Source organism: Streptomyces sp. 1222.5 (assembly GCF_900105245.1).
In the GTDB taxonomy this organism is placed as follows: domain Bacteria; phylum Actinomycetota; class Actinomycetes; order Streptomycetales; family Streptomycetaceae; genus Streptomyces; species Streptomyces albidocamelliae.
In genome coordinates this window covers 1,348,711-1,361,035 of record NZ_FNSZ01000001.1, presented here as the reverse complement: position 1 = coordinate 1,361,035, position 12,325 = coordinate 1,348,711, and the positions used below count along the sequence as shown (strand labels likewise).

Annotated in this window: 13 protein-coding genes; 6 read left to right on the top strand and 7 right to left on the bottom strand. The window is 72.1% G+C overall.

Going from position 1 to position 12,325, the window contains the following annotated elements:
* Positions 1-64 precede the first annotated feature (64 nt).
* From BLW57_RS41285 to BLW57_RS06170, 5 genes are read left to right on the top strand one after another with little or no spacing between them, the layout of a single operon-like run.
* Positions 65-205, top strand: coding sequence for a hypothetical protein (locus tag BLW57_RS41285; protein ID WP_176985482.1), 141 nt, complete (start codon positions 65-67; stop codon positions 203-205).
* On the top strand, positions 202-291 hold the full coding sequence (kdpF, locus tag BLW57_RS06185) for a K(+)-transporting ATPase subunit F (protein WP_009326374.1): 90 nt from the start codon (positions 202-204) through the stop codon (positions 289-291). Before BLW57_RS41285 ends, kdpF begins: the two co-directional genes overlap by 4 nt.
* 8 nt (positions 292-299) lie before the next feature.
* On the top strand, positions 300-1,961 hold the full coding sequence (gene kdpA, locus BLW57_RS06180) for a potassium-transporting ATPase subunit KdpA (protein ID WP_093472719.1): 1,662 nt from the start codon (positions 300-302) through the stop codon (positions 1,959-1,961).
* Complete coding sequence (gene kdpB, locus BLW57_RS06175; protein ID WP_256339404.1) at positions 1,961-4,090, top strand: potassium-transporting ATPase subunit KdpB; 2,130 nt, start codon at positions 1,961-1,963, stop codon at positions 4,088-4,090. Before kdpA ends, kdpB begins: the two co-directional genes overlap by 1 nt.
* A gap of 5 nt (positions 4,091-4,095) precedes the next feature.
* Entirely contained in the window at positions 4,096-4,803 is a 708-nt protein-coding gene (locus tag BLW57_RS06170; RefSeq protein ID WP_093472717.1) for a potassium-transporting ATPase subunit C, read from the top strand.
* A 231-nt stretch (positions 4,804-5,034) separates the two neighbouring features.
* On the opposite strand, the gene BLW57_RS06160 is transcribed toward BLW57_RS06170, so the two are convergent.
* The 6 genes from BLW57_RS06160 to BLW57_RS06135 form a co-directional block, all read right to left on the bottom strand.
* Positions 5,035-7,005 (bottom strand): potassium transporter Kup, encoded by a 1,971-nt coding sequence (locus BLW57_RS06160; protein WP_093472714.1) that lies wholly within the window; start codon positions 7,003-7,005, stop codon positions 5,035-5,037.
* 219 nt (positions 7,006-7,224) lie between these two features.
* Complete coding sequence (locus tag BLW57_RS06155; RefSeq protein ID WP_093472713.1) at positions 7,225-8,190, bottom strand: pirin family protein; 966 nt, start codon at positions 8,188-8,190, stop codon at positions 7,225-7,227.
* 132 nt (positions 8,191-8,322) lie between these two features.
* Complete coding sequence (locus tag BLW57_RS06150) at positions 8,323-8,670, bottom strand: hypothetical protein (RefSeq protein WP_093472711.1); 348 nt, start codon at positions 8,668-8,670, stop codon at positions 8,323-8,325.
* A complete protein-coding gene (locus BLW57_RS06145; protein ID WP_093472710.1) occupies positions 8,667-9,344 on the bottom strand; it encodes an RNA polymerase sigma factor in 678 nt (225 codons plus the stop codon). The genes BLW57_RS06150 and BLW57_RS06145 overlap by 4 nt, the downstream gene beginning before the upstream one ends.
* A gap of 65 nt (positions 9,345-9,409) precedes the next feature.
* A complete protein-coding gene (locus BLW57_RS06140) occupies positions 9,410-9,862 on the bottom strand; it encodes a hypothetical protein (RefSeq protein ID WP_093472708.1) in 453 nt (150 codons plus the stop codon).
* Positions 9,863-9,979: 117 nt separating this feature from the next.
* Positions 9,980-10,675, bottom strand: a complete 696-nt coding sequence (locus tag BLW57_RS06135) for a type 1 glutamine amidotransferase domain-containing protein (protein WP_093472707.1) — start codon at positions 10,673-10,675, stop codon at positions 9,980-9,982.
* Positions 10,676-10,820: 145 nt separating this feature from the next.
* On the opposite strand from BLW57_RS06135, the gene BLW57_RS06130 reads away from it, so the two are divergent.
* On the top strand, positions 10,821-11,726 hold the full coding sequence (locus tag BLW57_RS06130) for a LysR family transcriptional regulator (RefSeq protein ID WP_093480558.1): 906 nt from the start codon (positions 10,821-10,823) through the stop codon (positions 11,724-11,726).
* A 25-nt stretch (positions 11,727-11,751) separates the two neighbouring features.
* On the opposite strand, the gene BLW57_RS06125 is transcribed toward BLW57_RS06130, so the two are convergent.
* Positions 11,752-12,324: a GNAT family N-acetyltransferase gene (locus BLW57_RS06125; RefSeq protein ID WP_093472705.1), complete on the bottom strand. Its 573-nt coding sequence runs from the start codon at positions 12,322-12,324 to the stop codon at positions 11,752-11,754.
* Between the last annotated feature and the right edge of the window lies 1 nt (position 12,325).

The following is a 12,325-nucleotide window of genomic DNA, read 5'->3' as shown; positions in this document are numbered from 1 at the left end:
ATGAGTCCCGTCAAGGCCGGCAGCGGCGCCGTAAGAGAGCCGTCAACGGCCACCGGATCCGGCCGTGGAGGCGGTTTCCTCGAACCGTCCGATCCAACGAACCTCACTCCAGGAGCTCGCGATGGCCGATCTGGCCTTCGTCGTCACCGTGCTCGCGTCCTTCGCGCTGGTGGCCCTCGTCGCCAAGGGGGTGACCAAGCTGTGACCGCCGAGAACGTCGTCGGCCTCGTCGTGGCCGTCGCCCTGCTGGGATACCTCGTCCTCGCCCTGATCTTCCCGGAGAGGTTCTGAGCCACCCCATGAGTCCCGAAACCGCGGGCGTGCTCCAACTGCTCGCCCTCATAGGCGTGCTGGCGCTCGTCCATATCCCGTTCGGCAACCACATGGCCCGGGTCTACTCCTCCGCGAAGCATCTGCGGGTGGAGCGGTGGATCTACCAGGGCATCGGTGCCGATCCCGACAGCGAGATGACCTGGCCCGCGTATCTGCGTGCGGTCCTCGCCTTCTCGGCCGTCGGCGTCCTGTTCCTCTACCTGCTCCAGCGGCTCCAGGGCGTGCTGCCCGGCTCGATGGGCTTCTCCTCGGTGAATCCGGCGCAGTCGTTCAACACGGCCGTGTCGTTCGTGACCAACACCAACTGGCAGTCGTACTACGGCGAGCAGACCATGGGCCACGTCGTGCAGACCGCCGGTCTGGCCGTGCAGAACTTCGTCTCCGCCGCCGTCGGCATGGCGGTCGCCGTGGCGCTCGTCCGGGGGTTCGCCCGGTCGCGCACCGGTGAACTCGGCAACTTCTGGGCCGACCTGGTGCGCGGCACCCTGCGGATCCTGGTGCCGGTCGCCGCCGTCGCCGCGGTGGTCCTCGTGGCCTGCGGGGCGATCCAGAACTTCTCCGGCATCCACGAGGTCGGGCAGTTCATGGGCGGCTCGCAGCAGTGGAACGGCGGCGCGGTCGCCTCCCAGGAGGCCATCAAGGAGCTGGGTACCAACGGCGGCGGCTACTTCAACGCCAACTCCGCCCACCCCTTCGAGAACCCCACCGCCTTCACCAATCTGTTCGAGGTCTTCCTGATCCTGGTGATCCCGTTCTCCCTGACCCGCACCTTCGGTGTGCTGGTCGGATCGGCGAAGCAGGGCTACGCGATCCTCGCCACCATGGGCGCGATCTGGCTCGGGTTCACCGCCCTGATGATGTGGAGCGAGTTCGCCCACCACGGCCCGGCGCTGCAGGCCGCGGGCGGGGCGATGGAGGGCAAGGAGGTCCGCTTCGGCGTCGGCGGGTCGTCGATCTTCGCGGTGGCCACCACGCTCACCTCGACCGGTGCGGTGGACTCCTTCCACTCCTCCTTCACCGGGCTCGGCGGCGGCATCACGATGCTGAGCATGATGCTGGGCGAGATCGCGCCCGGTGGCACCGGCTCCGGCCTCTACGGCATCCTGATCATGGCGGTCATCGCGGTGTTCATCGCCGGCCTCATGGTCGGCCGGACGCCCGAGTACCTGGGCAAGAAGATCGGCGCGCGGGAGATGAAGCTGGCCGCAGCGTACATCCTGATCACCCCCGCCCTGGTGCTCGTGTCCTCGGCCGCCTCGATGGCGCTGCCGACCCCGCCGCACTCGATGCTCAACTCCGGTGCGCACGGGTTCTCCGAGGTGCTGTACGCCTTCACCTCCGCGGCCAACAACAACGGTTCGGCCTTCGCCGGGCTGAACGTCAACACCGACTGGTTCAACAGCGTGACCGGGCTCGTGATGCTCCTGGGCCGCTTCCTGCCGATGGTGTTCGTCCTGGCACTGGCCGGCTCGCTCGCCGGGCAGCGGCCGGTGCCGGTCACCGCGGGCACCCTGCGCACCGATAAGCCCCTGTTCACCGGCCTGCTGGTCGGCGCGATCCTCATCATCACCGGTCTCACGTTCTTCCCGGCCCTCGCCCTGGGCCCGCTCGCCGAAGGACTGGCGTGATGACCACCGACACCGAGAAGCACGAGGACTCCATGTCCACTTCCACCCTCGCCCCCCACCGGGACGCGCCGACCGGACACGATCGGGCCGAAGGCCGTGTCGGAGCGGGTCTCTTCGCCCCCCGGCAGCTGCTCACGTCGGTGCCGGAGGCGCTCCGCAAGCTCGACCCCCGGGTGATGGTCAAGTCGCCCGTGATGTTCGTGGTGTGGATCGGCTCGGTCCTGACCACGGTGTTCTCCGTCAGGGACCCGGGGGACTGGTTCGGCTGGACCATCAGCGCCTGGCTGTGGCTGACGGTGGTCTTCGCCAACCTGGCGGAGGCGGTCGCCGAGGGCCGCGGCAAGGCCCAGGCAGACACCCTGCGCAGGGCCAAGACCGACGCCGTCGCGCGCCGGCTGCCGGCGGACGGATCCGAGGAGCGGGTGCCGGGCACCGCACTGCGGATCGGTGACCTGGTGGTCTGCGAGGCCGGTGACATCATCCCCGGTGACGGCGATGTCATCGAGGGCGTCGCCTCGGTGGACGAGTCGGCGATCACCGGCGAGTCCGCTCCCGTGATCCGCGAGTCCGGCGGCGACCGCTCCGCCGTGACCGGCGGCACGAAGGTCCTCTCCGACCGGATCGTCATCCGGATCACGACGAAGCCGGGCGAGACCTTCATCGACCGGATGATCGGTCTCGTCGAGGGCGCGGCCCGGCAGAAGACGCCCAACGAGGTCGCGCTGAACATCCTGCTGGCCTCGCTGACCATCGTCTTCCTGCTGGCCTGCGCCACGCTGCCGCCGTTCGCCGACTACGCGGGCACCCACCTGACCCTGGTCGTGCTGGTGGCCCTGCTGGTCTGTCTGATTCCGACCACGATCGGCGCGCTGCTCTCCGCGATCGGCATCGCGGGCATGGACCGCCTCGTCCAGCGCAACGTCCTGGCGATGTCGGGCCGTGCGGTGGAGGCCGCCGGTGACGTCTCCACGCTGCTGCTGGACAAGACCGGCACCATCACCCTCGGCAACCGCCGGGCCGCCGAGTTCGTGCCGGTGAGCGGCACCACCGAGGCGGAGGTCGCCGACGCGGCCCAGCTGTCCTCCCTCGCGGACGAGACGCCCGAGGGCCGTTCCGTCGTCGTCCTGGCCAAGGAGCGATACGGGCTGCGCGAGCGCCACCAGGGCGAGCTGGCGCACGCCGAGTGGATCGGGTTCACCGCCCAGACCCGGATGTCGGGCGTGGACGTCGACGGCCGCCGGATCCGCAAGGGCGCCGCCGCCTCGGTCGCCGCCTGGGTCGAGGAACGGGGCGGCACGGTCGCCGGGGACGCCCACGGCATCGCCGCCCGTGTCTCCGAGGCGGGCGGCACCCCGCTCCTGGTCGCCGTCCACGACGGCGAGGGCGCCCGCGTTCTCGGGGTGATCCACCTGAAGGACGTCGTCAAGGACGGCATGCGGGAGCGGTTCGGCGAACTGCGCCGCATGGGCATCAAGACGGTCATGATCACGGGTGACAACCCGCTGACCGCCAAGGCGATCGCCGCCGAGGCGGGCGTCGACGACTTCCTCGCGGAGGCCACCCCCGAGGACAAGATGGCCCTCATCAAGCGGGAACAGGCCGGCGGCAAGCTGGTCGCGATGACCGGCGACGGCACCAACGACGCGCCCGCCCTCGCCCAGGCGGACGTCGGCGTGGCGATGAACACCGGTACGTCGGCCGCCAAGGAGGCCGGCAACATGGTCGACCTCGACTCCGACCCGACCAAGCTCATCGAGATCGTCGAGATCGGCAAGCAACTCCTCATCACCCGGGGCGCGTTGACGACCTTCTCCATCGCCAACGACGTCGCCAAGTACTTCGCGATCATCCCCGCCCTGTTCGCGGCGGTCTACCCGGGTCTGGACGGGCTGAACATCATGCGGCTGTCCTCGCCGGACTCCGCGATCCTGTCGGCCGTCGTCTTCAACGCGCTGATCATCGTCGCCCTGGTGCCGCTCTCCCTGAAGGGCGTGCGGTACAGGCCGGTCAGCGCCGACCGGATGCTGCGGCGCAACCTCGCCGTCTACGGCATCGGCGGCCTGATCGCCCCGTTCATCGGCATCAAGATCATCGACCTGCTCCTCTCCCTCATCCCCGGAATCGGCTGACCGCCATGAACAACTCCGTTACGAACACCGCCCGGTTGCTCGGGGCGGGCCTGCGCGCCCTGCTCGTGCTGACCCTGGTCACCGGCGTCCTCTACCCGCTGGCCGTCACCGGCGTCGCCCAGGGCCTGTTCCACGAGAAGGCGAACGGCTCCGAGATCGAGGCCGACGGCAGGGTCGTCGGCTCCTCCCTGATCGGGCAGTCCTACGACCTGCCCCTGAAGAAGGGCCAGGAGCCCCCGGAGCCCGACCTCAAGTGGTTCCAGGGGCGCCCGGCCGACGGGCTCGGCAGCAACAGCCTCAACACGCGGTACACGCTGATCCTCTCGGGCGCCACCAATCTGGCCGCCGACAGCGGCGGGGTCCGGGGCAGGTGCCCGGCCCAGCCCGAGGACGGCACGCTCTGCGCCCAGGTGCTCGCCGCCGAGGCCGCCGTGGTGAAGGACAACTCGGCGCCCGGGTACACGGTGAAGCCGTCGGACGTCCCCGCCGACGCCGTCACCTCCTCCGGCTCCGGCCTGGACCCGGCCATCTCCCCGGCGTACGCCGCACTCCAGGTCCACCGGGTCGCCGCGAGGAACGGCCTGTCCGTCGCGCAGGTCGAGAAGCTGGTCGAGGACCACACACAGGGCCGCGCCCTCGGCTTCATCGGCGAGCCGCAGGTCAACGTCCTAGCGCTCAACATCGCGCTCAAGGACCTCGCGGCGAAGCGGTGACGGGCCGGTAGGCCCGAACGCGAGCCGGCGGCCGGGAGTCGTCCCGGACCGCCGGCTCCCGCCCCCACGAAGCCGGCCACCCCCGCTCGCCGTTCCCGTGGCGGGGGCGTACCGCCTGTGCGTGGCCTGCGGCTACGACATGGCCGGCCGCCGGCTGGTCGTCGCCGTGCGCGACGGACTGGCCCGTCTGCTCGCGCCGGCGCGCCGTGGGGCTGTGACCGGACCGCACCGCTACACCTCGATGTGCGAGCCCATGATGACCGTGCGGTCACGGGGGAGGCCGAAGTACTCGGCGGCGTCCGCGGTGATGTAGGAGGTGGCGATGAAGAGCCGCTTGCGCCAGGGCGCCATCGTCGGTTCCTTGCCGCGCCGGAGGTCGATCTTCGACAGGAAGTAGGACGCCTCGTCGAGCCCCAGCGGTCCTTCGGCGCTGACCGGCTCCAGCATTTCCATCGTGCTGGGGACGTCCGGCGTCTCCATGTAGCCGAACCGGGCGGTGACGTGGATGATCCCGTCGTCGGTGTAGCCGAGGTCGTCGACGACGAGCCGCCGGTCCGCCGGGACGCGGGGAATCGGTTCGGTCTCGATGGCCAGGATCACGACCCGGTCGTGACGCACGTGGTTGTGCTCGACGTTGGCCCGCATGGCCAGAGGCGTGGTCTGCTTGCCCCGGTTGAGGAAGACGGCCGTCCCCGGGACGCGGAGCGTCGGCACCTCTCCGCTGCGCAGGCGGTCGATGAACTCGGGCAGCGGCCCCTCGTCGCGTACGCGTTCCTTGGTGACGATCTCGCGTCCACGCTGCCAGGTGGTCATGACGGTGAACGCGGTGAGGCCGATCAGCAACGGCAGCCAGGCGCCGTGGACGAGCTTCGTCAGGTTGGCCGCCACGAACAGCAGATCGACGAGGAGCAGCACACTCGCCCCGACGACGATCAGCCACCTGGGCGTGCCCCACTTGGCGCGGGCGACGTAGAAGAACAGCAGGGTGGTGATGGTGATGGTGCCGGTGACCGCCATGCCGAACGCGAAGGCCAGAGCCGTGGAGCTGCGGAAGGCGAAGACCAGGGTGAGGACCGAGACCATCAGCAGCCAGTTGATCCAGGGGACGTAGATCTGGCCGATCGTGGACTCGGAGGTGTGCGCGATGCGCAGCCTCGGCAGGTAGCCGAGCTGGGCGGCCTGCGAGGTGACCGAGTAGGCCCCCGTGATCACCGCCTGGGAGGCGATCACCGTGGCCGCCGTCGCCAGCAGGACCATCGGCCACCTGCCCCAGTGCGGCACGAGCAGGAAGAAGGGGCTGCTGATGTTGCGGGAATCGGCCAGGATCAGCGCGCCCTGGCCGAAGTAGCTCAGCATGCAGGCCGGGAGGACGAGGAACAACCAGCCGCGCGTGATCGCCCGGCGGCCGAAGTGCCCCATGTCCGCGTAGAGCGCCTCCGCGCCGGTGACCGAGAGCACGACCGCGGCCAGGGCGAAGAAGGCGGTCCCGAAGTGGCCGATCAGGAAGCCCAGGGCGTACGTGGGCGACAGCGCCCTGAGGATGGCCGGGTGGTCGATGACGCCGACCACGCCGCAGGCGCCGATGACCACGAACCAGGCGATCATGACCGGGCCGAACATCCGGCCCACCGCGGCGGTCCCCCGGCGCTGCACGAGGAACAGCAGAACGATGATCACCGCGGTGACCGGGACCACCGCGCTCTCCAGCGACGGCTGGACGACCTTGAGCCCCTCGACCGCGGAGAGCACCGAGATCGCCGGAGTGATCATGCTGTCGCCGAAGAACAGCGAGGCGCCGAAGACACCGAGCGCCGCCAGCACGGCCGTGACGCGCCGGCCACGCCGCGAGCCCCACCGCCGTACAAGGGTGATCAGGGCCATGATGCCGCCCTCACCGTCGTTGTCGGCCCGCATCGCCAGCAGCACGTAGGTGACCGTCACGATGATCATCACCGACCAGAACACGAGCGACACCACCCCGTACACGTTCTGCGTGCTGACCGGGACGGGATGCGGGTCGCTCGGGTTGAAGACGGTCTGGAGGGTGTAGATCGGGCTGGTCCCGATGTCGCCGAAGACCACCCCCAGGGCACCGACGACCACCGCGAGCCGTACGGTGTCGTGCCCGCTCGGCCGATGATTCTCCGGCGGCCGCGACGTGTGTCCGCCGCCCGACGCGGCCCCGTGCCGGGGATCGGACATGGCTCTCTCCTCCGCCGCTGTGCCGCAGGCAGGTGCTTACGGCGCGACGATACCGACCCCTTGCACAACCGTTCGTAGCGCACGCCGCTCCGACGCCCCGGTCACCTCGTCCGGCCCTCCGACGGCGCAGCGGCCCCCACGGCCCGCGTCTCCGCGGACCTCATGGCGTCCCTGTACGTCGTCGTGCTGCTGACGGTCGTCGGGCCTACGCCCCTCGGGTCACCGCACCCTGCCGCGTGGCTTCAGTGGCACCGGTGGCAGCGCGGGTGCGGGCAGTGGAGGGCCGTCGTACCCCTTGACCTCGCCGAAGCGGCTGCCGGACAGCCAGTCCGCGCGAGCCTGTTCGATGTCCTGCTGGGTGCGCCCGACGAAGTTCCACCACATGATCAGCTCCTCGGCGAACGGTTCGCCGCCCAGCAGCATGATCCCCGCGTCCGACTCCGCGCGCAGCGGCAGTTCGGTCCGCCCGCAGCCCAGATAGAGCATCGAGCCCGGCAGCACCGGCACCCCGTCCACGTGCACCTCGCCGGACATCGCCAGCACGCCGTACTCGAAGTCGGGCTCCAGGGGCAGGCGGGCCTCGGTGCCCCGCGCGAGGGCGAGGTCGGCGCCCACGATCGGGCTGTACGTCGTACCGGGGGAGCGGGCGCCGTCCAGTTCGCCCAGGATCACCGTGGCCGTCAGACCGGGTGCGCCGGTGGACGGCAGCTCCGGGTGGAACTCGAAGTCCGGCTCGGTGTGGCGGTGTTCGTCCGGCAGCGCCACCCACAGCTGGGCGCCGTGCAGGAAGCGCGCGTGCGGGCGCGGGCTCTCCTCGGAGTGGCTGATCGCGCGGCCGGACGTCATCAGGCCCAGCTGGCGGGGCCGGATCGTCTGCAGGCTGCCCGTGGAGTCCCGGTGCAGCACCTCGCCCTCGTGCAGCCAGCTGACCGTCTGCAACCCGATGTGCGGATGCGGCGGGACCTGCATGCCGGGCTCGTCGGCGATGTCGTCCGGACCGTAGTGGTCCACGAAGGCCCACGCGCCGATCATGCGGCGACCCAGGTTGGGCAGCAGCCGGCGCACCTCCGTCGACTCGCCCAGCTTCACGTGACGGGGGCTCAGCAGCTCGCGGACCGGCTCGGCGACGACGAATCCGCGGCCACCGCAGACGCTGGGCACGGGCGCGCGGTCAAGGTTGCTCATGCCGCTCAACCTAGCGGTGCGGGCATCGGAGGGTGAGCACGGAAACCCGGCATTTTCCCGGCCCGGGTCAACCGGCCGACGCCACCGCTCCACCTCCGGGTGAGGGGCTCGCGTCCCCGTTGCCGGCCGGCGTCACGGCTGCGGCGTGCTCGGAGACGGCCGGACGGCGGAGGGGGCCGCCGAACTCGGCACCGGCGACGGGGTGCCGACGGCCGGCCCGGGCGGCCGGGGCGGGCGGGCCGGTTCGGCCGGGCGGTCCGGCCCGCCGCGTACGGTGAAGAACACCAGCGCCGCCACGGCCGCCAGGGCCAGTATCCCGACCGCGGCCCGGCGCAGCAGCACCCTGGTGGACCGAGCCCGGGGCGGCGGGGCGAGGGGGCGCAGGTCGGCCGGGCCGACGGACTCCGCCCGAGCGGCCAGGGCGGCCCGCAGCCGTTCCTCGACCCGTGTGCCGGCGCTCCCGGTACCGGACTCGTTCATCGCAGCCCCTCCAGACGTCGGCCGAGCGCGTCCAGGGCCCGGCTGGCCGTGGACTTGACGGCACCCCGCGACAGGCCGAGCGTCGCCGCTATCTCGGCCTCGGTCAGATGCGACCAGTAGCGCAGCACCAGCACCTCCCGCTGACGCCTGGTCAGCGTGCGCAGCGCGGCCAGCACTTCCCGGTGCTCCTCGTGCAGCAGTACGTCCTCCTCCGGAGCGGGCGCGTGCCCCTCGGCGTGGGGTACGTGGGTCCGTACGGTCCTGCGCCGCCGCAGCACCGAGCGGGCGCCGTTGACGACACTCGTCCTCAGGTACGCCTCCGGGTCGTCGAGTGAGGCGAGACGGCCCCCGTGCCGGCGGAACAGCGCGGTGAAGGCGTCCTGGACGACGTCCTCGGCGGTGGGCAGGTCGTCCACCAGCAGCAACGCCAGCCGCACCAGGGACAGCCGGCGATGGTGGTACAACGCCTCGATGTCCGGCGGCCGTACGGGCTCGGCGAGGCCGGGGGCGTCGGTGCCGGCCGGGTTGCCGGGCGTCGCGGCCGACGTGCCGGTGCGCGCGAGGACCCGGTCCCGCACGGTCCGTGTGAAGCGCCGCCAGGGTGCGGCGCGTCGGGGAACGCGGTACCGGTCGTCCCGGGGCAGGGCCGCCGCCGGTGCTGTCGCTGTCGTCATGGGTCTCCCGGGGCCGGGGGCGGGGGAGCCGCCGTGCGACGGATCACCCGCCCCCCGGACCTGCCTCAGTGGTGCCGCGGAACCGGCGCGGGTGCGGGGTGGCCGTGGTGCGGGGCCGGCGCGGACGTGCGGGCCGGCGAGGGCACGGGGGACGGGATGGCCGAGCGGGGCACGGGGGCAGGCGCGGCCGTCCAGGGGACGGGGGAGGGTGTCGCCGTGCGGGACACCGGCGAGGGCACGGGGGAGGGGGTGGCCGAACGCGACCCCGGTGAGGGGACCGGGGACGGCGTCGCGGTGCGCGGCGGTGAGGGGACCGGGGACGGGGTGGCACTGCCGTCCGCGCCGGCCGGGGCCGGTGCGGTGGCGGTGCCCGGGTGGGCCGGGGAGTGGCCGCCGTCCTGGGCGGCCCGGGCGGTCATCGTGCCGGCGACGGCCAGCGCCGCGCCGACGGCGGAGACCCCCAGGGCTGCACGCAGCCTGCGGGCGCGGCTCGGGCGGGGGGAATGCTGTGCGGACATGGGTTCCTTCGGTGGTTCGGGGTCGGACATCTGGTCGAAGTGGAGGCCTCCACCCCGACAGACGTCCGGCCCCGGCCGAGGTTGCGGGTGATGCCCGAGAAATTTCCCCCCGCCCGCTCAGCCCAGTTGCTTCAGGAGTTCCTCGGCGACCGCGGCCGAGGAGGCCGGGTTCTGGCCGGTGACGAGGTTGCGGTCGACCACCACGTGCGGTGCCCACGGCTCGGCCGCGCGGACGTCGACGCCGGCCTCGGTGAGCCGGTCCTGCAGCAGCCACGCGGCTCGGCCGGCCAGACCGCCCTGGAGCTCCTCCTCATTGGTGAAGGCCGCCGCCCGGTAACCGGCGAAGGCGTTGGTGCCGTCGGCGCGCACCGCCGCCAGCAGCGCGGCCGGTCCGTGGCAGACCACGGCGAGCGGCCTGCCCGAGTCGAGGGCGGCCACGAGCAGCCGGCCGGACTCGGCGTCCACCGCCAGGTCCTCCATGGGCCCGTGCCCACCGGGGTAGAAGACGGCCGCGAAGTCGGCGAGGTCCACCTCCGCGAGCTTCACCGGCGTGCCCAGTTCGGTCATCTCCTCCAGTGCGCGGGTCAGCTCGTCGGCCTTCTCCTGGCCGCCGTTGACCTCGGCGGCCAGGCTCGCCCCGTCCACCGGCGGCACGACACCGCCCGGCGTGGCCACGACGACCTCGTGACCGGCGGCCTTGAGCGCCCGGTAGGGGACCACGGCCTCCTCCGCCCAGAAGCCGGTCGGGTGCGGGGTGCCGTCGGCGAGCGTCCACCGGTCGGCGCCGGTCATCACGAAAAGGATCTTCGACATGGGGTATCTCTTCCTCTCCCGGAAGGGTGCGTCTGCCCGGAGAACGTAGGCGAGCCGACCCATAGGCATCCAATGAAACGACGCATGGCCGGTATAGGGCTGCCTATGGGGGCCGGGGAATACCGGAGCGGTGATACTCGGACGCGTGGAGACCGCTTCCCTCGACCTGAACCTGCTGCGCACCTTCCTGGCCGTGTACCGCTCCGGCTCCTTCACCGGCGCCGCCCGCCTGCTGGGCCTGTCGCAGCCGACCGTGACGACGCAGATGCGCGCGCTGGAACGCCAGACAGGCCGTGAACTGTTCGAACGGCTGCCCCGCGGTGTCGCGCCGACCCCGGTGGCCGACGAACTCGCCGTGCGGATCGCCGCGCCGCTGGACGAACTGGCGGCCGTCGCGGGTCCCACCCCACCGGCCGGCGCCCGCGCGGAGCCCGTCCATCTGGCCGGCCCGGCCGAACTGCTCTGCACCACCGTCCTGCCCGCCCTCGCCCCGCTGGTCGCCGAGGGCGTACGGCTGCGCGTGGCGACCGGGCTGACCGATCCGCTACTGGAGGAGCTGCGCGCCGGACGGCACGATCTGGTGATCGCCACCACCCGCCCCCGCGGCCGTACCGTGCACGCCGTGCCCCTCGCCGACGAGGAGTTCGTCCTGGTCGCCGCGCCGGTCTGGGCCGGGCGGGCGGCGGACCGGACGGCCGTCGAGGGGCCGGCCGCCCTGCAGGGTGTACCGCTGATCACCTACGCGGAGGATCTGCCGATCACCCGCCGCTACTGGCGCCATGTCTTCGGCCGGCGGCTGTCCCGTACCGCCGACATGACCGTGCCCGACCTGCGCGGGGTCCTCGCCGCGGTGGCCGCGGGCGCCGGTTTCGGCGTGCTGCCCCGCTACCTCTGCCAGGAACTGCTCGACTCCGGCGCGCTGGTGGCCCTGCTGGAGCCGGAGGACCCGCCGATCAACACCGGCTTCCTGGTCCAGCGGCCCGGCGCCCCGGACAATCCCGACGTGGCCCGGGTTTGGGCGTCGCTGCTGCGAGCGGCACGCACCTGGTGACACGAGCGGCACGCGCGCCCCGGACTCAACTCCCTTGCACCGCCCCGGCCGTGCCGCCCGTCCACTCCGGGGCCAGGACCGACCAGATCTCCTCGTCGTGCCGTTCACCCCGGTACAGATGACTCTCCCGCAGGACGGCCTCCTTGCGCATGCCGAGGCGCCGGGCGACCGTGATGCTGGGGGCGTTGCCCGCCGACACCCACCACTCCACGCGGTGGACGCCCCGCTCCCGGACCGCCCAGTCGATCAGCACCCGCACCGCCCGCGTCACGAGTCCGCGGCCCACCGCGGCGGGTTCCAGCCAGCAGCCGGCCTCCGCCGTGCCCTGGGCCGCGTCGAACCGCCGCAGGATCACCGCCCCGACCAGGGTGCCGTCGAGCCGGATCCCCCGGATCAGCCCCGCGTCGGCCGCCTCCTTCTCGGCGTACGCCCGCAGGAACGCCCGTGCCCCGGCCGTGTCCGTGACCACGTCCGGCAGTCCGTTGAACCGGCCGATGAACTCCCGGCCGCGGTCCATGTGAGCGAGGAACTCCTCGGCCTGCCAGGGCTGGAGGGGACACAGCTCGGCGCCGTCGTCACCGAGAGAGCTCGCGTACATG